The organism is Actinokineospora lacus (genome assembly GCF_053813445.1).
In genome coordinates this window covers 87,267-107,607 of the sequence record NZ_JBQERA010000013.1, presented here as the reverse complement: position 1 = coordinate 107,607, position 20,341 = coordinate 87,267, and the positions used below count along the sequence as shown (strand labels likewise).

At 73.0% G+C, this 20,341-nt stretch carries 12 protein-coding genes; 10 read left to right on the top strand and 2 right to left on the bottom strand.

Features of this window, described 5'->3' with window-relative positions; all coding sequences use genetic code 11:
* Positions 1–687 precede the first annotated feature (687 nt).
* From ACTG9Q_RS27445 to ACTG9Q_RS27415, 7 genes are all read left to right on the top strand, one after another.
* Positions 688–1,194, top strand: a complete 507-nt coding sequence (locus ACTG9Q_RS27445; RefSeq protein WP_455575808.1) for an N-acetyltransferase family protein — start codon at positions 688–690, stop codon at positions 1,192–1,194.
* A gap of 655 nt (positions 1,195–1,849) precedes the next feature.
* Entirely contained in the window at positions 1,850–2,767 is a 918-nt protein-coding gene (locus tag ACTG9Q_RS27440) for a quinone oxidoreductase family protein (protein ID WP_455575807.1), read from the top strand.
* 3 nt (positions 2,768–2,770) lie between these two features.
* On the top strand, positions 2,771–3,613 hold the full coding sequence (locus ACTG9Q_RS27435) for an HpcH/HpaI aldolase/citrate lyase family protein (protein ID WP_455575806.1): 843 nt from the start codon (positions 2,771–2,773) through the stop codon (positions 3,611–3,613).
* A gap of 8 nt (positions 3,614–3,621) precedes the next feature.
* Positions 3,622–4,893: an aminotransferase class I/II-fold pyridoxal phosphate-dependent enzyme gene (locus ACTG9Q_RS27430; protein WP_455575805.1), complete on the top strand. Its 1,272-nt coding sequence runs from the start codon at positions 3,622–3,624 to the stop codon at positions 4,891–4,893.
* The gene (locus ACTG9Q_RS27425) at positions 4,893–5,432 is read left to right on the top strand and encodes a MaoC family dehydratase (RefSeq protein ID WP_455575804.1); all 540 of its coding nucleotides are present in this window, start codon (positions 4,893–4,895) and stop codon (positions 5,430–5,432) included. Before ACTG9Q_RS27430 ends, ACTG9Q_RS27425 begins: the two co-directional genes overlap by 1 nt.
* A 5-nt stretch (positions 5,433–5,437) precedes the next feature.
* Positions 5,438–6,691, top strand: a complete 1,254-nt coding sequence (locus ACTG9Q_RS27420) for an MFS transporter (RefSeq protein ID WP_455575803.1) — start codon at positions 5,438–5,440, stop codon at positions 6,689–6,691.
* A complete protein-coding gene (locus ACTG9Q_RS27415) occupies positions 6,691–15,333 on the top strand; it encodes a MupA/Atu3671 family FMN-dependent luciferase-like monooxygenase (protein WP_455575802.1) in 8,643 nt (2,880 codons plus the stop codon). The genes ACTG9Q_RS27420 and ACTG9Q_RS27415 overlap by 1 nt, the downstream gene beginning before the upstream one ends.
* Before the next feature lie 166 nt (positions 15,334–15,499).
* Here the strand turns inward: ACTG9Q_RS27415 and ACTG9Q_RS27410 are convergent, their stop codons facing one another.
* Positions 15,500–16,366, bottom strand: a complete 867-nt coding sequence (locus ACTG9Q_RS27410) for a S8 family peptidase (RefSeq protein WP_455575801.1) — start codon at positions 16,364–16,366, stop codon at positions 15,500–15,502.
* 628 nt (positions 16,367–16,994) lie between these two features.
* On the opposite strand from ACTG9Q_RS27410, the gene ACTG9Q_RS27405 reads away from it, so the two are divergent.
* Positions 16,995–17,438 carry an SRPBCC family protein gene (locus ACTG9Q_RS27405; RefSeq protein ID WP_455575800.1) on the top strand — a complete coding sequence of 148 codons (444 nt, stop codon included), beginning with the start codon at positions 16,995–16,997 and terminating at the stop codon, positions 17,436–17,438.
* 44 nt (positions 17,439–17,482) lie between these two features.
* Here ACTG9Q_RS27405 and ACTG9Q_RS27400 read toward each other — a convergent pair whose 3' ends face one another.
* Positions 17,483–17,926 (bottom strand): DUF6010 family protein, encoded by a 444-nt coding sequence (locus tag ACTG9Q_RS27400; protein WP_455575799.1) that lies wholly within the window; start codon positions 17,924–17,926, stop codon positions 17,483–17,485.
* A 127-nt stretch (positions 17,927–18,053) separates the two neighbouring features.
* Here ACTG9Q_RS27400 and ACTG9Q_RS27395 point away from each other — a divergent pair, with 127 nt between their 5' ends.
* On the top strand, positions 18,054–19,001 hold the full coding sequence (locus ACTG9Q_RS27395; RefSeq protein ID WP_455575798.1) for a GlxA family transcriptional regulator: 948 nt from the start codon (positions 18,054–18,056) through the stop codon (positions 18,999–19,001).
* Positions 19,002–19,369: 368 nt separating this feature from the next.
* Positions 19,370–20,098 carry a calcium-binding protein gene (locus ACTG9Q_RS27390; protein WP_455575797.1) on the top strand — a complete coding sequence of 243 codons (729 nt, stop codon included), beginning with the start codon at positions 19,370–19,372 and terminating at the stop codon, positions 20,096–20,098.
* Positions 20,099–20,341 lie beyond the last annotated feature (243 nt).

Here is a 20,341-nt window from a genome sequence, read left to right as displayed (position 1 = left end):
GTAGACGGTGGCGATTCCGGCGTGGACGGCGTGGCCGACGGTTCCCTTGGCGTACCCCGGGTGGCGGCGTAGGCGCCCAGTCGGGATTCGGGGTTGGGGACCAGCAGGCCGCGGTCGATGCGGTCGAGGGTGCGGGGTAGGTACAGGTCGGTGGTGTCGACGAGGTCCGGGATGTCCTGGACGCGGCCGAGCCAGCCCGTCCGGTTGTCGCCGTAGCGGCCGTTGACGCGACCCAGGTCTGGCAGTGGCTCCCCGGCCGGAGGCGGTGGGGGGGACCCGCTGCGGTGCGGCGGTCGGCGCGGGCCGGGTCTGGCCGCCGTCCGGGTCGACGAAACGCACCGGGTTGTTGGTGAACGTGTACAGGGCCAGGTTCGACGGGGTGTACACGCCGCCGTTGGGGTCGCCGTCCAGGTAGGACGACAGGATCGGGTCGGGCGACCCCGTACGGGCATGGTGGTCCCTTCGACCTCGGCGCACTGCCACCGACATCGACGTACCAGGAAGCCCGTTACCGGACGCGCCGCACCGCCGCGGTGTTCACCCGGAACGCGCAGCGGCGGCGGGGGAACACCGACTGACAGTAGAGAGGCCGCACCCACTCGGCGGTTGAACCGAAGATGAGTTCATGAAGCCGATCCTTGTTCTACTCGGTTGCGGGGCCGGGCCGCCGGGCAGCAGGGTGGTCCGGTGTCGACCATCCGGGAAGCGCGGGAGGGCGACTGGCCCCACATCTGGCCGGTCCTCCGCGACGTCATCACCGAGCAGCGCACCGTTCCCTACGATCCCGCCCTGTCCGAAAGTGCGGCAAGACAGTCCTGGCTCATTCCTCCACCTGGCCGAGTCGTGGTGGCCACCGAAGGGGACCGGGTGCTCGGAACGGCGAACATGTACGCGAACCGGCCGGGACCCGGGGACCACGTCGCGTCCGGGACGCTGATGGTGGCGGCGCACGCGCGCGGGCGCGGGGTGGGGCGGGCGCTCACCGAGGACCTGGTCGGATGGGCGCAGCGCAGCGGGTTCGCGGCGGTGCAGTTCAACGCTGTGGTGGAGACCAACGTGGCGGCGGTGCGGCTGTACGAGAGCCTGGGGTTCGTCACGCTCGGAACCGCGCCGGGGGCGTTCCGGCACCCCGAGCACGGGCCGGTGGGCCTGCGGGTCATGTGGCTGAACCTGCGGCCATCCTCTGTGGAGTGATCCGGAGGCGGTCCTGGTGAGCGAGAAGCGGGCTAAGGGCACTACCAGCGACTTAAAGCCTCGTAGGCGCCTGAACGATGACTCCGGTGACTGACCAGATCTATCACGCTGGCCGCGACCGGTACCGACGTCCTCAAAGGCCATTCCACCGGCCACTTCACCGCGCTCACGGCGACCCTGCGGGACGTCGGGCAGCTGCGCGACGAGTTCGGCATGGCGATCATCCCACCCGTCCTCAACCAGCATCAACACCTCACCGGAGGCGCCGCCATAATCGCCACCTACAAGCACGTATTCGCCTGCCGAATCTGTGACCGGCCAGGCGAGTTACCTACGCTCCGCCACTAGTCTCGCCGCTTCCGTTCGGCAAGAAGATTTTTGCCCTCTGAGCCCACGTCTCCATTTACCACGATAGCCGCCGCGCGGAGACCGCCGATCGGGTGTTTCTGAGGTGCAGGGATCATCCATTTCTTCGGTCGGAAACTAGGCCAATCGGTCCTTACGCATCGTGTCGTGGTTGATTGGAATGTGCGGGAGGGTGAACCAGGGGGGAGCGGAGATGCATCAATCGACCACAAATCGGAGGCGTCGTGGGGCCGGTGAGCATGTCCGTGCGTCGGTGATGCGGCGGGTTGGCGGGCCGGAGGTGTTCGCCGTGCGGGACGTCCCCATGCCGGGACCGGGAGCGGGGACGAGCGTGGTCGACGTGGCGTTCGCAGGCGTGAACTTCGACGATGTGGAGCGGCGGGGCGGGGTTTCAGCCGTGCCGGACCTGCCCGCGGTGCTGGGGGTGGACGTGGTGGGGCGCAGGCAGTGCGACGGGCGGCGGGTGGTGGCGCTGATGCGCCATGGCGGCGGTTACGCCCAGGTGGTCGTGGCCGACGACGCGCACGTGGTCGAGGTCCCCGACGACATCGGCGACGAGCAGGCGCTCGGGCTCTTCGAGCAGGGCGCGACCGCGTACGGCGCGCTCGTCCTCGCGGGGCGGCTGCGGGCCGGGGACGCGGTCGTGGTGTCCTCGGCGGCGGGCGGGGTGGGGCACCTGGCGGTGCAGCTGGCGGTGGCGCTGGGCGCGGGCCCGGTGATCGGGGTCGCCTCGACCGCCGCCAAGCGCGAGTTCGTCCTGGGGCTCGGGGCCGACCACGCGGTGGGGCCCGAGGACGTCGGCGCGCGGGTGCGGGCGCTGACCGGCGGGCGCGGCGCCGACCTGGTGGTCGACGCGACCGGCGGCGACACGACGCGGATGCTGCTGCGCGGGCTGGCCCCGTTCGGCAGGCTGGTCAGCTACGGCTGGCGCGCGGCGGGCCCGGACCGCGGCGTGGTCGGGGTGACGACGGCCGAGCTGGTCGACTCCTCGATCGGGTGCGCGGGCTTCTGGATGCGGCACGTCGTCGACGACCGCCCGCTGCTGGAGGGCATCGCCGAAGAGCTCTTCGCCTTGGCCCGCAAGGGGGCGCTGCGCGCCCACATCGGCCTGGTGGTCCCGCTGGACCGGGTCGGTGACGCGCACGCGGCGGTCGAGGGCCGGGCCAGCACCGGCAAGGTGATCATCGACGTGCGGCGGGAGGGGTAGGGCGTGTTATCCCGGTACTGCCGGTCGGCGCTCGTCGTCCCGGCGACCACGCCCTGGCGCTTCGGCCCCTGCCACAGCTCCGGCACCGACATGTGCGTGGTGGACCTGGAGGACTCCGTCCCCCCGCACCGCAAGGAGGAGGCCAGGGCGTACGCCCCGGCGTTCTTCACCGACCCCACCGCGCCGCGCTGCGGGCTGCGGGTCAACGCGATCACCGAGCCCGACGGCCTGCGGGACCTGCTGGCGCTGCCGGACTTCCCGGTGCGGCCGAGCTTCCTGCACCTGCCGAAGGTGGAGTCCCCGCGCGACGTGGAGATCGTCCACCAGGTGCTCGGCGACGACCCGCCGGAGCTGTGGGCGGTGATCGAGACCCCGCGCGGCGTGCAGAACCTCGCCGACATCACCCGGTCGTCCCCCCTGCGCGGCCTGGTCTTCGGCGCGGCGGACTACGCCGCCGCGCTGGGCATCCCGCTGGACTGGGGGCCGCTGTCGGCGGCCCGGTCCATGGTCGTCAACGCGGCGCGGGCCGCGGGCCTGGTCGCCGTCGACTCGCCCACCTTCGAGCTGGGCGACGTGGCGCTGGTGCGGGCCGAGGCGGTGCTGGCCCGGCAGCTGGGGTTCAGCGGCAAGATCGCCGTGCACCCGCGCCAGGTGCCGGTGATCACCGAGGCGTTCTCCCCCGACACCGACCAGCTCGACCACGCGCGCCGGGTGCTCGCCGCGGGCGGCAACGGCGTGGCCACCGTCGACGGGCTCATGGTCGGCAAACCGTTCTTCGAGGAGTCCCGGCGGCTGCTCCACGAGTTCGGCCCGCCCCAGCACCAGTCCCTGCCCTACCCCGACTGAGGAGTCCGATGACCGAGGCGGTCGTCCGGGAGATCACCGGACCGAGGACCTACCGCAACAGCACGGCCCTGGTGGACAACGCCGACCCCGTCTGGCAGGCGGCGGCCGACAACGGGCTGATCAACATCGTGGTCGACCACGAATCGAACAACCGGCTGGTGGTCGCCGAGACCGGCCACGCGTTCGCCAACATGTGCTCCTGCTCCTACCTGGGCCTCAACCGGCACCCCGCGGTGCTCGACGGCGTGGTCGACGCCGTGCGGGAGACCGGCACGATCGAGCTGATGACGTCCACGACGCGCATCCGCCCGACCATCCAGCGCCGGATGGAGGAGGAGCTGGGCGAGCTGTTCGGCGCGCACATCCTGCTGAGCACGACGTGCAGCACGGTCACCGCCGGGCTGCTGCCGCTGCTGGCCTCCGGGCACCTGGCCGAGGGCGGGCCGCGGGTGATGATCTTCGACCGGCACGCGCACTTCTCCATGGCGTACGTGAAGGCCACCTGCGCGCAGGAGAGCATGGTGCTCACCAGCGGCCACAACGACATCGACTTCATCGCCGACGCCTGCCGCAAGTACCCGAGCGTGGCCTACGTCGCCGACGGGGCTTACTCGATGGGTGGCGCCGCGGCGCTGGAGCAACTGCTGGAGCTGCAGGACCGCTACGGCCTGTACCTGTACTTCGACGACTCCCACTCGCTGTCGATCATGGGTGAGCGCGGCGAGGGCTTCGTCCGGTCCCGCACCGCGCCCGGCCCGCTGACCACCATCGTGGCCAGCCTCGGCAAGGGCTTCGGCAGCGGCGGCGGCATCGCGATGCTGCACAGCGCCGCGCAGGCGGAGTTCCTCGCCCGGCACGGCGGACCGCTCGGCTGGTCGCAGAACCTGTCGGTGCCCACCATCGGCGCCGCGCTGGGCAGCGCCTCGGTGCACCGCTCCGCTGAGCTGGGGCGGCTGCAGGCCCGGCTGCGGGAGAACCTGGCGCTCTTCGACGAGCTGCTGCCCAGCAAGTGGGCGGGCAACGGCTTGCCGGTGCGGCGCATCGACGTCGGCGGCCCCGACCGGGCCGTGCGGCTGTCCGCCGAGCTGTACCGGCGCGGCTACTACAGCTCGGCGGTGTTCTTCCCGATCGTGCCGCGGGGCGAGGCCGGTCTGCGGGTGATGGTCCGCGCGGACATGGACCGCGACGGGCTGACCGCCTTCGCCGGCCACGTCACCGAGCTGACCACGACCGGACTCGACGGTCCCGAAACGTCCACCGCAGAACGAAAGCGGTCTTGATGAGCGACACCGAGGACCAGGTGCCGGTCGGCTACCGGCGAGTCGGCGAGCGGCGGTTCCGGGAGGTCGTCGGGTTCTGCTACGAGGACCTGATCGTCGGCGCGGTCATCGAGCACCGGCCGGGGCGCACCGTGACGGAGATGGACAACGTCCTGATGTCCATGCTCAGCATGAACGCCGCCCCGCTGCACATCGACGCCGCGTACAGCGAGAAGGGGGTGTGGGGCAGGCCGCTGGTGTCGAGCCTGGTGACGCTGAGCCTCGTCGCCGGGATGGCCGCGCGCGGCACCAGCGGCAAGACGCTGGCCAACCTCGGCTGGGACAACATCCGGCTGCCCTCCCCCGTCTTCGTCGGCGACACGCTGTACTCGGAGAGCGAGATCACCGGCAAGCGGCTGTCCAAGAGCAGGCCGGGCGAGGGGATCGCGCACTGCCGCACCACCGGGATCAAATCGACCGGTGAGGTGGTGCTGGTCTTCGAGCGCAGCTTCCTGGTCCCGACCCGGGACGCCGACGGCGCCGACGCGGCGGGGTACTGACGCCGGTGACCACCGTCGAGACCGCCGCGGACATGCGGCGCTTCCAGGTGCTCGTCGCGGGCACCGCCAGTTCGTCGTTCGGCAGCTTCCTCAACATGGTGGCGCTGCACCTGTTCGTCTACGAGGCGACCGGCAGCGCGTTCGCCACCGGCGTGTTCCTGGTCGTGCGCATGGCCTGCGGGGTGGTGGCGGGCGGTTTCGGCGGGATCGTCGCCGCCCGGCTGCCGCGCCGGGCGGTGATGGTCACCTGCGACCTGGTGCAGGCGCTGGTGCTGGTGGTGTTCGCGCTGCTGCCCGCCGAGGCCCGGGTGCACATGCTGCCGGTGGTGGCGGTGTCGATCGGGCTGCTGACCACGACCAGCGGGGTGATGCTGCGCAGCAGCGTGCCCGACCTGGTCGGCCCGGAGAACCGGCTGCGCGCCAACGGGCTGCTGGTGACCGGGCGGGCGGTGTCGATGGCGCTCGGGTTCGCCTGCGGCGCGCTGCTGGTGTCGGCGGTCGGGTACCAGGTGGCGTTCCTGATCGACGCGGCGACGTTCGTGGTGTCGGCGGTGGTGCTGCTGGGCAGTGGGCTGCGGTTCCCCCGCGGCGGCGGGGAGCCCGCGCCGCGCGCCGGGTTTCCCGGGCGGGCGGCGGTCACCGCCCTGATCGCGGTGCCCGCGGTGCTGGGCATCGTGCTGATCCGGCTGGTCGACGGGTTCGGCTCGGCCTCGCACCAGGTCGGCGTCCCGGTGCACGCCACCCAGACGCACGCGGCGGACCCGGCGGCGTTCGTCGGCTGGTTCTGGGCGGCGTGGGCGGTCGGGCTGTTCCTCGCCCACCGGGTGGCGGGCCGGGTCTACCGGGACGACCCGCGGCGCAGCGAGCGGGGCTTCCTGGTGGGGACGACGGTGATGTCGGTCGGGTTCATCGTCGCCTTCACCGACGTCGCCTATCCGTTGGTGCTGCTGGTCCTGCTGCTGGCGGGCCTGGCCGATGGGGTCGCCGAGATCAGCTACAGCACGCGGGTGCAGGCCGAGCCCGAACCCGGCCGCGGCCGGTTCTTCGGGCTGGTCGCGATGGCCGAGAACGCGGGCTTCGGGGTGGGCGTGCTGGTGGCGGGCGGGCTGCTGGACGTGTGGCGGCCACTGCCCGTGGTGGGGCTCATGCACGGGGTGGTGGCCGTGGTCGCCGCGGTCTCCCTCGTCGCCGCCATCGCGCGCCCACGGGCGGGCGCGCGCGAGCCGGTGCCGAGCAGCACCACGATCGAGGGGGACTAGTGCGCCACGACCGGCGGATCGCGATCATCGGCATGGCGGCCCGGTTCCCCGAGGCCGACACGCTCGACCAGTACTGGCGCAACCTGCTGTCCGGCCGGATCAGCACCCGCCGGGCCAACCGGGCCGAGTTGCTGGCCGAGGGGCTGCCCGCCGCGTTCGTCGACGACCCGGACCTGGTGCCGGTGACCGCGCCGCTGGACGACATCGCCGGGTTCGACGCCGCGCTGTTCGGGGTCAGCTCCGCCGAGGCGGAGCTGATGGACCCGCAGCAGCGACTGTTCCTGCAGATCTGCCACGAGGCGCTGGAGCACGCCGGGCGCACGGGCGCCGAGGGACGGGTCGGGGTGTACGCGGGCGGCGGGATGAACCTGTACTCGCTGCGCACCTACGCCCGGGAGCGGCTGGGCGACACCGACGCGGGCGACCAGCTCGCCGCGCTGCAGGTGGTGATGGGCAACGAGCCCGACTTCCTGCCGTCGCGGGTGGCCTACCGGCTGGGGCTCACCGGGCCCGCCGTGGCGGTGCGCACCGCGTGCTCGACGTCGCTGGTCGCCATCCACACCGCGATCACCGCGCTACTCGTGGGCGACGCGGACATGGCGCTGGCGGGCGCGGCGGCGCTGCACGTGCCGCGCCTGGCCGGGTACCGGTACCAGGACGGCTCGATCCTCTCCCGCGACGGCGAGTGCAGGCCGTTCGACGCCGACGCCGACGGGACCGTGGGCGGCAACGGCGTCGCCGCGGTCGTGCTGAAGCCGCTGGACGCGGCACTGGCCGACGGCGACACCGTGCACGCGGTGATCATCGGCTCGGCGGTCAACAACGACGGCGCCGCCAAGATGAGCTACACCGCCCCCGGCCTGGCCGGACAGGTCGCCGTGCTGCGCGCCGCGCTGGCCTCCGGCGGCATCGACCCGGCGACCGTGGGGTACGTGGAGGCGCACGGCACCGGGACCGCGCTGGGCGACCCGATCGAGGTCGACGCGCTCCGCGAGGTGTACGGGGACCGGGCGGACCCGCTGGTGCTCGGCTCGGTGAAGGCCAACATCGGGCACCTGGACAGCTGCGCGGGCATGTCCGGCCTGCTCAAGGCCGTCTTGGCGGTGCGGCACGCGACCGTGCCGCCGCAGCCGAACCTGCGAACCCCGAACCCCGCGCTGGGCCTGGGCCACGGACCGTTCGAGGTGCCCACCGAGGCCAGGGCGTGGCCGGTGGCGGGCGTGCGCCGCGCCGGGGTGACGGCGCTGGGGGTCGGCGGCACCAACGCCCACGTGATCATCGAACAGGCCCCGCCCGCTCCCGTGCCCGGTGCGCCCGCGCCGTGGGTGGTGCCGCTCTCCGCGCACGACACCACCGCGCTGGCCCAGCTCGCCGAGCGGGTGGCCGACGCGCTGGACAGCGAGGACCTGGACCCTGCCGCGGTGCTGAGCACCCTCGGCGGCGGCAGGCGGCGGTACCGGCACCGCCTGGTCGCCTGGGGCGAGGAACCCGCGGCGGCGCTGCGCGCGGGCGGGTCGGTGTCCGGCACGGCGGGCGACCCGGGTCCGCTGGTGTTCGCGTTCGCCGGTCAGGGCCTGGACTGCACCGGCGCGGCGCGCGCCTTGATGGCGTACCCGGCCGCCGCGGACATGCTGCGCCGCTGCGCCGAGCAGCACCGGCGCGGCCACGGCGCCGACCTGCTCGGGCCGCTGCTGGCCGACGCCCACGAGTGGACCACCGCCGAGCTGCAACCGGCGCTGCTGGCGCTGCAACTGGCCCAGGTCGCGCTGCTGGAGCACCTTGGGGTGCGGCCTGACCTGGTGGTCGGGCACAGCGCGGGCGAGTACGCCGCCCTGTGCGCGGCGGGCGCGCTGTCGGTGGAGGACGCCGTCCGGCTGGCCGGGGCGCGCGGCGCCCTGCTCCAGGACACCGCCGCGGGCGCCCTGCTGGCGGTGTTCGACGACGTGCCCGCGCTGCCCGGCCTGGCGGTCGCGGTGCGCAACGGCCCCGGCCACACCGTCTTCGGCGGGCCGGTCGAGGCGGTGCTGGCCGCGCAGGGGGTGCTGACCGCGCGCGGGGTCGACTGGTCGCGCGTGCCGGGCGACCGGGCCTTCCACACCTCGCTGGTCGACCCCGCGCTGGACGCGCTGACCTCGGTCGCGGCCGGGCTCGGGTGGCGAGCGCTGCGGCTGCCGCTGGTGACCGGCGTCGGCGGGGCGGTGCTGCACCCCGGCACCGTGCTGGGCGCCGGGCACGTGCGCGCCCACACCCGCTCCGCCGTCGACTTCCGCGCCTGCGTCGACCGGCTGGCCGCCGACGGCGCGCGCACGTTCGTCGAGCTGGGCCCCTCCGGCGCGCTCAGCGCGCTGGGCAGGCAGTGGCCCGCGACGGCCTGGCTGCCGCTGACCCGCCGCGGCGCCGACTCCCCCGTGCCCGGCCTGGCGGCGCTGTTCTGCCGCGGCGTCGAGGTCGACTGGGCCGCGCTGCACCCCGGGCCGCGGGTGCCGCTGCCCACCTACCCGTTCCAGCAGGTCCGCTACTGGGCGGGCCCCGCCCGCGCCGAGGAGGCCCCCGTGTCCGGTGGTGACGAGCAGGTCCGGGAGCTCGTGCTGCACAAGGTGCGCGAGCTGGCCGCGCACTACCTGGGCGACAAGCCCGACCTCATCGCCACGGACACCTCGTTCGTCGACATGGGGGCGGACTCGCTGCTGATGGTGAACCTGGCGCGGGAGCTGCACGCCGCGTTCGGGGTCCGGGTGCCCATGCGCGAGCTGTTCGCCGACGCCGACACGCCGGACCGGCTGACCGCGGTCATCGTCGACCGGATGCCCGCGCGCCGCGCCGTGCCTGCCGCACCCGCCGAGCGCGCCCTCCCCTCCCCCGCCCTCCCCTCCCTCGCCCTCCCGGCGCCCGCCCTCCCGGCGCCCGCCGAATCGCGCGTGGCCACGTCCACCGCTCACACCGCGCCGGCTGCGCCCGTGACGCCCACGGCGCCGGTCGCGCGGGTGGCTCCTCTCACGCCCCTCGCACCGCTCGCCCCCGCCCCGGTGGGCGGGTCCGGGGCGGAAGCGGTCGTCCGCGAGCAGCTGTCGGTGATGGCGAAGTTCGCGCAGGTGATGTCCGAGCAGGTCGCGCTGCTCGGCGCGGCCCCCGCCGCGCAAGCACTCCCGCAGGTGGCTCCCGTGCCGCAGGTAGCTCCCGCGCCTCAAGTGGTCCCCGCGCCTCAGGTAGCTCCCGTGCCACAGGTAGCTCCCGTGCCGCAGGTGGCAGCGCGGCCGGTCGAGCCCGTCGCGGTGCCGGTCGAGGCGACCAAGCCGGACTTCAGCCTGTACTTCTTCGGCGACTACCCGCACGACGTCTCGGGCGACAAGTACGCCGCCATCCTGGCCGCCGCGCGCTTCGCCGACCATACCGGCATGCACGCGGTCTGGCTGCCGGAGCGGCACTTCGACTCCTTCGGCGGCGTCTTCCCCAACCCGTCGGTGCTCGCCGCGGCCATCGCCGCGCAGACGGAGCGGGTGCGCATCCACTCCGGCAGCGTGGTGCTCCCGCTGCACGACCCGATCCGGGTGGCCGAGGAGTGGTCCATGGTGGACAACCTCTCCCGCGGCCGGGTGTCGCTGGGGGTGGCCAGCGGGTGGCACGCGCGCGACTTCGTGCTGGCGCCACAGGTGTACGGCCGCCACCGCGAGGCGATGTACGAGGGGATCGACACGATCCGCGCCTTGTGGCGCGGCGACGCGGTCACCCGGCCCGCGGGCAACGGCGACCCGGTGCCGGTGCGGCTGTTCCCGCGCCCGGTGCAGGCCGAGCCGGACTTCTACACCGCGATCCTCGGCAACCCCGACAGCTACCGGCAGGCCGGGGCGGCCGGGCTCGGGGTGATCACCAACCTGATGGCGCAGAGCGTCGAGCAGCTCGCCGAGAACCTGGTGCTCTACCGGCAGGCGCGGGCCGCGCACGGCCACGACGCGTCGACCGGGCGGGTGGTGGCGCTGCTGCACACCTACCTCGGCGACGACACCGCGCGGGTCCGGGCGGAGGCGTTCGGGCCGTTCTGCTCGTACCTGCGCTCGTCGCTGGCGCTGTTCGGGCAGGTGACCAACAGCCTCGGGTTCAGCATCGACCTGGAGAACACCCCGGCCGACGACCTGGAGTTCCTGCTCACCCGCGCCTACGACCGCTACTGCGTCGACCGGGCGCTGATCGGCAGCCCGGCCGACGTCGAGCCGATCGTGCGGCGGCTGGCCGCCCTCGGGGTGGACGAGGTGGCCTGCTTCGTCGACTTCGGACTGCCGCCGGAGGCGGTCACCGCGGGGCTGCCCGCGATCAGCGACCTGCGCTCGGCGTTCACCGGGTCGGGCGCGGCCACCGAACAGTCCACTGAGGACCACGGCGACCTGACCACCGCCGAGCGCCAGATCTGGTACCTGGAGGAGGCGTTCCCGGGTCGCCCGACGCACAACGAGACGTTGGTCGTGCGGCTCGACGGCGACCTCGACGTCCCCGCGCTGCGCGCCGGGTTCACCGCGGTCGTGGCCCGGCACCCGGCGCTGCGCACCCTGTTCACCGACGTCGACGGCGAACCCCGGCGGGTCGTCGCCCCGTCCCGGTCGATCGCGCTGCCGGTGACCGAGGAGCTCGGCGCCGACGCCGAGGTGGTCGCGGCGCGGATCGCCGCGGAGGAGACCGACCGGCCGTTCGACCTGGCCCGCGGCCCGCTGTTCGAGCCGCGCTTGGTGCGGCTGGGCGCGCGGCGGCACCTGCTGGTCCTGCGCATGCACCACCTGGTCATCGACACCTGGTCGGCCGGGATCATGTCCGAGGAGATCTCCGCCTGCTACCGGGCCGCGCTCGCGGGCGGCACCCCAGAGCTGCCCGAGCCCGGTCCGCGCAGGCCCCCCACCGCCGTGTCGCCCGAGGCCCTGCGCCACTGGACGGACCTGCTGGCCGACGTGCCCGCCGAGCTGGCGCTCCCCGTGGACCGGCCGCGTCCGGCGCAGCCGACCGGTCGGGGGGCGACCGTCCCGGTCGAGTTCGACGCCACGACCACCACCGCCGTGCGGGACCTGGCCCGGCAGGTGCGCGCCACCCCGTTCATGGTGGTCCTGGCGGCGTTCGCGGTGGCGCTGCGCAAGCTCACCGGCCAAGGCGACATCGTGGTGGGCACGCCGTTCGCGCACCGCCCGGCGGGGACCGAGCGCACGATCGGCTTCTTCGTGCACACGCTGCCGCTGCGGGTGCGCGTCAGCGACGACACCGCTTTCGCCGACCTGGTGCTGGTGGTGCGCGACCAGGTGCTGGGCGCCCAAGAGCACCAGGAGGTGCCGCTGCCGGACATCGTGCGGGCCCTGGGCGGGCCGTCGGACCCGCTGCGCAACCCGCTGTTCGACGTGCTGGTGCGGATCAACAACGAGGCGCCGTTCGCGCTGGACCTGCCCGGCGTCGAGACCGGCCTGACCGACGCGGTGATCGACCGCACGGTCACCGACCTGGCGTTGCTGCTGACCACGCTGGGCGGCACCATCCGCGGGAAGCTGAACTACGCCGTCGACCTCTTCGACGCCGCGACCGCCGAGCGGGTCGTGGCCGCGCTGCGGACCGTGCTGGCCGCGAGTGTGGCCGACCCGGGCCGCTCGGTCGGCGACCTCATCGCCGTGACCGGGGCCGAGGCCGGGGAGCTGCTCGCGTGGGAGGACGGCGGGCCGCGGCTGCGCCCGCCGTCGGCGCTGCACAGCGGCATCGCGGAAGCGGACGGGATCGCGGTCGTCGACGAGACCGGGGCCGTGAGCCGGGCCGAGCTGTTCCAGCGCGCCGCCGCGGTGACCGCCGCGGTCGGCACCGGGCCGGAGCCGGTCGGCGTGCACCTGCCGCGCAGCGCCGACGCCGTCGCCGCGCAGCTCGGCGTCGCGCGATCCGGCCGCGCGTACGTGCCGCTGGACCCGGCGCAGCCGCCCGCCCGGCTGGCCCTGATGGTCGCCGAGGCCGGGATGTCCGCCGTGGTCACGCGCCGGGCCCTGGCCGCGGACCTGCCCGCCGGGGTGCCGCTGGTCTTCATCGACGACCTGCCGCGGGCCGGGGCCGTCGAGGTGATCGAGCCGGACCCCGAGGAGATCGCCTACGTGCTGTTCACCTCCGGGTCGACCGGCGCGCCGAAGGGCTGCGCCATCGAGCACCGCGCGATCTCCAACACGATCGACTGGTACACCGCAGGCTTGGGGATCACCGCGCAGGACCGGCTGTCGTGGTTCTGCTCGCCCGGGTTCGACATGTCGGTCACCGAGGTGTGGCCCGCGCTGCGCACCGGGGCCGCGCTGCACGTCGTCCCGTCGGAGCTGCGGCTGGACCCGGCCGGGCTGCGCGACTGGCTGGTGGTCAACCGGATCACCGTCGCGCTGCTGCCGACGCCGATGGGCGAGCTCCTGCTGGAGCAGGAGTGGCCCGCGTCCGCGCTGCGCCACATGCTCATCGGCGGCGACCGGCTGCGCAGGCGACCGAGCGCGGCGACGCCGTTCGCGGTGTGGAACATCTACGGGCCGACCGAGACCGCGGTCATGGTGAGCTGGACGCGGGTGCAGCCGGAGGGCGACGGTCCCCCGTCGATCGGCAGGCCGACGCCGGGCGTGCGGCTGCTCGTGCTGGACGAGGCGGGCCGCCGGGTGCCCGCGGGGGTGGCCGGTGAGCTGTACGTGGAGGGCACCCAGGTCAGCCGCGGCTACCTGTCGGCCGAGCAAACCGCGAGCCGGTTTGTCGAGCACCCCGAGCACGGCAGGCTGTACCGCACCGGCGACATCGTGCGCAGGCGGCCGGACGGCGAGCTGGACTTCCTGCACCGCAACGACGCCCAGGTGCAGATCCGCGGGTTCCGGGTGGAGCCGGGCGAGGTCGAGCACCAGCTGCGCGCGCTGCCCGGGGTGCGGGACGCGGCGGTCACGGTGCTGGAGGACAGCTCGCTGGCGGCGTACGTCGTGACGGCCGAGCCGGTCGCGGCGCTGCGCACCGCGCTGGCGGCGCGGATGCCGGACTACATGGTGCCGACGTCGTGGATGGCGCTGCCCGCCCTGCCGCTGACCGCCAGCGGCAAGCTCAACCGCTCCGCCCTGCCCCCGATCTCGGCGAGCCCCGAGGCCGCCGAGCCGGTGACCGAGGTCGAGCGGCGGTTGCGCGCCATCTGGTGCGCCGAGCTGGGACTGCCGTCGGTGGGCGTGACCGCCACGTTCTTCGAGCTGGGCGGCCACTCCCTGGCCGCGATGCGCATGGTGAACCGGCTGCGCGCCGAGTTCGGCCCGGTCATCGGCGTGCTGGACTTCCTGCGCACCCCGACCATCCGCGGCCTGGCCGCCCGCCTCGCACCGCCGGTCCAGGTGGAGCGGACCGCCCCGGCCAGCACCGGCCAGCTGCACGGCTACCGCCTGACCAAGGCCAGCGCCGCACCGAACGTGCTGACCATGGCGATGCGCTTCCCCCTGCCGGGTCCCGTCGACCGCGGCGCCATGACCGCCGCCCTGTCCGCGCTGGTCGCCCGCCACCCGGCGCTGCGCACCCGCTACCGCGTGGAGGGCGGCGCGCTGCGGCAGGAGGTGCTGACCGCACAGCCGGTCACCTTGCCGATCGTCCCCGTCGACGGCCCCGTCCCTGCCGAGACCGCCCAGCACTGGGCGGGCCTGCCCTTCGACCTCGACGCCGACCCCCCGTTCCGCGCGGTCCTGTTCACCGGCCCGAACAGCGGCGAGCTGCTGCTGTCCATGCACCACTCGCTGTGCGACGGCTGGTCGATGGCCACCATGATCACCGAACTCGGCGCCCTCTACCGCGCCGCGCTGACCGGCGCGGACGCGGCTCTCCCCGCCCCGGCCGCCGACTACCTGGACTTCACCGAGTGGGAACGGGAGCACCTGGCGGAGAAGTCCACTCAGGACATGGTGGCGTCGTGGGCAGCGCGCGTCCGGGACACCGGCGCCCACCCGCTGCTGCTGCCCACCAGCCGCCCCCGAGGTACGCACCTCAGCGGCCTGGGCTCTTCCGCCACCGGCGTCCTACCGCCCGACCTCGTCGCCAAGGTGACGGCCACCGCCGCCACCTTGGACACCACCCCGTTCGCCGTCCTCCTGGCCGCCTTCGCCGCCCTCTGCCACGAACTCACCGGCGCCCCCGTGATCACCCCCCAGACCAGCGCCGCCAACCGCCCCGAATCCCGCTTCGAGTCCACCGTCGGCGTCTTCACCCACACCAGCTGGCTCCTGATCCCCGTCGCAGACGCCCCCACCTTCACCGACCTCATCGCCCGCGCCACCACGGCCCTCTGGGACCGCCTGTCCACCCAGTCCATCCCCACCGCCCTGCTCAACACCGCCGCGGGCGGCCCCTTCGAGGGCACCCCACCCCGCGTCCTGTTCGGCCTGTACAGCACCCCGCTGCCCGCGCTGACCCTGCCCGATCTCCCGCCATCGCACCCGGTCGACGTCGAGTTCCCGGTAGCCCGCGCCGACCAGGGCTGGGCCCTCTCCCCCACCCCCGACGGCGGCCTGTCGCTGTACGTCGAATACTCCACCGACTTGTTCGACGAGGACACCGTCGCCGCCTGGATAACCCGCTACGTGAGATTGCTCTTCACGTGCCTCGAGTCTCCCGACACCCGCACCTGGGCCACAGGCCCCGCCTAGCCCGTCAGCTGGGCGCGGTACTCATGGGATACCAACGTTTCAGAGACGCGAGTTCAGAGTGGGTGGTCCCCTGTGAAATCTCCTGAAAACAGGCTCCCAGAAGGGCACACCGCCCAACCCGGGTCACAGGCCAAACCGGGCTAGCGTGTGCCCCCCCGGGAGGGGACTACAGCCAGGACGGGAGGTGCAGGATGTTGCCGCCCCAGCTGGTCGGGGTCGCCATGCCGACGATGGCGGCGTGCACCTGGGCCGGGGTGGCGGTCGGGAACAGCTGGAGGTAGCGGGCGGCGGCGCCCGCCGCGTAGGCGCTGGCCTGGCCGGTGCCGTTCAGGGTCGCCACCGACGTGTCGCTGGAGGTGAACGCCGAGAGCACGCCCATGCCCGTGGCGTAGACGTCCACGCTCGCGCCGTAGTTGGAGAACGGGGCCCGGGTGTCGGCGGCGGCGGCGGTGAGAGCGCCGACGGTGATGGCCCCGGGAACCCGGGCGGGCGAGTAGGCGACGGCGTTGGCGTTGCTGTTGCCCGCGCCCACCACCACGGTCATGCCCGCGGCGATGAGCTGGTTGACCGCGGCGTCGATCGCGGCGTTGGCGAACCCCGCCTGCGGGAACAGGACCACGGCGGGCGCGACGGCGTTGGCCTGCACCCAGGACAGGCAGGGCAGCGGCGTGCTCCCGCCGCTGAACCGCAGGCCCCAGACGGTGGCGTCCTTCGCCACCCCGTGGGTGGTCCCGGCCACGATGGCGGCCATGTGCGTGCCGAGGCCGAAGGGGTCCTGCGCGATGGGGTCGTTGTCCACGCAGTCCCAGCCGTTGAGGGCCTGGCCCCCGAACTCCTGGTGGGTGATCCGGAGGCCGGAGTCGATGACGTAGACGTTCACCCCGGTGCCCTCCGAGGCGTAGCTGTAGGAGTTGCTCAGCGGGAACGCCGTCTGGTCGAGCCGGTCGAGCCCGGCAGGCGCGGGCGACTGGGTGGTGAGCACCCGCGCGGTCCCCGCCGCGGGTGCGGCCGCGGTGACCGCGAGCACGAGCACGGCGAGACCTGTCGTAAATCGGCGCACTGAAGCCTCCGGTGAATTCCCGTCGGGCTCCCAGAGGGCACGGTGCCCAGCCCGCGGCACAGGGTAAGGCGGACCCCTGACACCGGGGATAGACCAGACGTGGGACCGGCGAACGGACCAACGGCGCCCGGCCGGGTCCGCCGAGCACCGTCACGCGGCGGCGCGTCGGGTCAGGCGGCGCCGGGGTCGGCCCGGCGGGCGGAAATCGAGGTCGGGGGGCGAAGTCGGCGACCTCGAGGATGAGGGGGGCGATGTTGGTGTGCCCGTTTCGTTTCCGATGTGGACGATCTCGCCGGTCAAGTCCTCTGTGGTCATGGTGCGGATGATGGCGTCCACCGCGTCGTCGTGATGACCACGAGCGGGCGGCAGTCGATCGTCCGCGCTGCCGCTGAGGCCGACATCCCGTTTGCGATGAGGTTCCGCATTCGGCGACCGGTGCGTGACCGTTGCGCATGGAAAGTGTGTTCGATGCCGGAGCACGTCAAGCGGAGTCGCCGTCTGCCTTGGTAGTCTCGGCTCTATCGTTGGCAGAACTGCCGCGGAACCCGACGGTATGGCACGGCTCGGTGTGCTTTCAGGTTGTCGAACGGAGTGGACAGAAGTGGTTGCCGTGATCCGGAAATTCTCGGTCGACAAGTCGGCGGAAGCTGTCATCGCCTACCTCGAAGACTTCTCCAGGACCGTGGAGTGGGACCCTGGCACGGTGTCGTGCGACCGAATCGACTCCGGCCCGGTACGGATCGGCTCGACGTGGCGCAACGTGTCCAAGTTCCTCGGCCAAGAAACCCGACTGACATACGAACTCGTAACCCGCCAGCCGAACCGCCTAGTGTTCGAGGGCAAGAACAAGACCGCGACGACCTCTGACGACATCACTGTCGTCCCCGGTGCCACACCCGGCAGCAGCGATATCACCTACCGAGCCGTGGTCACCTTCAACGGTGCCGCCAAGCTGGCAACCCCACTGGCGAAGCTGGCGTTCGAGGCCCTCGGCAGGGAGACCGAAGCGAGCCTGATCCGGACCCTCGGCGACAACAAGCGGTAGACAGCAAAGCAGGCGCCGATGCGGACAGCCAGGCGGGCGACTGGTCACCCCGGTGAGCCGCCACTGGCCGTGGACGGACTTGATCTGGGGCCGCCGGAGTCGCCACGGGGCCGTCGAGCCCACTCGGTCACGGAGGGGCCTCCAGCCAGGCACCAGATGGCGATGACGGGGTCGCAGATGGCGCAGCCTAGGGACGAGTGCTCAGCGAAGGGCAGAATGGGCGCGCCCTTGAGGTGGTGCACCACGTCCCACGCGGTGTGCAGCAGCCACGCGAGGCCGATGAACTGCCAGGATTCCAGACCCCGGTAGGCGAGATAGGTCATCGTCGCGGTGAACGCCAGCTCGATGGGGCCGAGGCCGCCGCTGAGGTACGCCGCGCCCGCACCGGCGACCATGACCGCGTTCAGGCGGCGCCTGGCGGGCTCTGGGACCAGCGACATCACCAGGACGTAACCGAGGCCTATCAGCAGTGGAACGACGATTGTCATCGTGACGTGCAGCCTTTCTTGGGTCGCGGCGGTTCGGCGAGGACGCTATGAGGTCGGCTGGCGCGACGAGAGTGGCGAGAACGACACATGTCGACGGTTTCTGGCCACACCCGGTAGTAATGGTGCGGTGCACGTCGTTTCTGTGGTGGCGCTTGACGGGGTGGTGGCGTTCGACCTGTCGACGCCGATCGAGGTGTTCGGTCGAACGCGGGTGGGCGGCGAGGCCGGGTACGAGGTTCGGGTCTGCTCGATCGGCGGCGACATCGACGCAGGCGCGTTCCGGCTGAGAGCGCCGTGGGGGTTGGATGCCGTGGCAGCCGCTGAAACCGTCATCGTCCCCGGCGTCGCCGATCTGCGGGGCGAGCTCCCCGCCGAGGTGCTCGACGCGCTGCGCGCCGCGGCGGACGCGGGCGCGCGGATAGCCTCCATCTGCGCGGGCGCGTTCGTCCTGGCCGCGGCAGGACTCCTCGACGGGCTTCGAGCGACCACCCACTGGGCCGCGGCCGCCGAGTTGGCCCGGCGCTACCCGGCGATCGATGTCGACCCGGCCGTCCTGTTCGTCGACAACGGCCAGGTGCTCACCTCGGCGGGGGCCGCCGCGGGCATCGATCTCTGCCTGCACCTCGTGCGCGCCGACCACGGCGCCGCCGTCGCCGCGCGCACCGCCCGGACCTGCGTGGCGGCGCTGGAGCGCCACGGCGGCCAGGCTCAGTTCATCGACCACGCACCGCCGCTGCCCGACGGCACATCCCTGGCCTCGCTGCTGGAGTGGCTGGCGCGCAACTCCGCCGAGCCGCTGACCCTCGCCGACATCGCCAAGCACGCCGCCATGAGCACCCGGTCGCTGACCCGCCGGTTCCGCGGGCAGACCGGGACGACGCCGCTGCGCTGGCTCACCCGCCACCGCGTCAGCCGAGCCCAGCACCTGCTGGAGACGACCGACACCCCGGTCGAGCGGGTCGGCGCGCTCGTCGGCTTTCCCTCCGCCACGACGTTCCGCGAGCGCTTCCGCGACGTGGTCGGAGTCAGCCCGCAGGACTACCGACGCACGTTCCGTGCCTCCACACGGACATGACCGCCTCGGCGCACCGCACTTTCGCCGCGCCCCGGATCACCCCCGATGCGGCGAGAGGGATCGGGGGCGTCGCCGCCATCGGCGCTGCCGCGCCGCAACCACCACTGGTTTCCGTGCAGCGGAATGGACGCTGGTGCCCGGGCCGGTTTGAGTACGGCCATTCGGGGGACAACGTTTTGATCTTTCCTGCCGCAGGAGTAACGTGGCTATCTGCACCCCGGACCTCGGTGACGTGACATTGCCCGCGACAATCGCGGAAAGCAGATCACGAACCGAGGTCTTTTGGTGTGCGCGAACATGACCTCAGTCCCGCTGGCGCGCCGCGTCCCGTGCGGGTCATCGCTCAAATTGGTTTCAGGAATGGCGACATGAGTATTCAGCAGAGACAGGTCCGCCGGGGAATGGCCGCCGCACTGGCAGGAGCCCTCGCGGTGCCGGTTTTGTGGGCAGTCGTCCCCTCGACCGCCTACGCCGCCATCAACTGCGTCGTGAGCGCGGGCGTCACCCAGACCGACACGGTCGTGACCGGGACTCCCGGCAACGACACGATCGACTGCGGCGGCACCGACCCCGGCAAAACGATCAACGGCAACGGCGGCAACGACACCATCACCGGCTCGGCCTACGACGACACGATCGACGGTGGCGACGGCAACGACACCATCACCGGCGGCCTCGGCGCGGACACCCTCTCCGGCGGGCTCGGCATCGACACGATCTCCGGCAGCGCGGGCAACGACACCCTCATCGGCTCGTCCAACGACGGCAGCCAGGACAGCCTCGACGGCAGCGACGGCATCGACACCTGCCAGGGCCCCGCGCCCGACCCCGACATCCACGCGAGCTGCGAGAACACGGCCCTCCCGCCGGTGACCGGCCCGGGCTCGGGCATGGAAAACGCGACCGCGCTGTGCCTGGCGACCGGCGGCGTGTTGTACCTGGACGTGAACCCGGTGGTCTACACCTGCGTGTTCAACCCGCTCGACTTCAGCAACCGCCGCGCCAAGGAGGCCCGCAAGATCTGCACCGGAGCGGGCGGAACCTTCGTGAGCCTGCTCCCCCTGAACTACAGCTGCCTCTTCCCAAGCAGGCACTAGCCACCTCGGTCCACCTGTCCGCCCCGATCGACCAAGGGCGATGAGAACGGCCGCGCCTCGATGAGAGCGCGGCCGTTCGGCTTTCCCCAGCCAGAGCCGCCACACCGCTTGCGCCGTCACCGTCGTCCGCGGACGTCGCGTCCTCGTCCTCACGGCCGGTCCCTTCCGGCGGCGGGCGTTCGCCGATGGACTGCTCGGCTGCGCCGTGCTCCGCGCTGCCGTCCCCAGCGGCCGGGCTGGCGA

Bases quoted from the DNA above. Each gene is read 5' to 3' on its own strand.
- ACTG9Q_RS27425 (WP_455575804.1), top strand. From the start codon at position 4,893: ATGAGCGACACCGAGGACCAGGTGCCGGTCGGCTACCGGCGAGTCGGC.
- ACTG9Q_RS27400 (WP_455575799.1), bottom strand. From the start codon at position 17,926: ATGACAATCGTCGTTCCACTGCTGATAGGCCTCGGTTACGTCCTGGTG.
- ACTG9Q_RS27430 (WP_455575805.1), top strand. From the start codon at position 3,622: ATGACCGAGGCGGTCGTCCGGGAGATCACCGGACCGAGGACCTACCGC.
- ACTG9Q_RS27390 (WP_455575797.1), top strand. From the start codon at position 19,370: ATGAGTATTCAGCAGAGACAGGTCCGCCGGGGAATGGCCGCCGCACTG.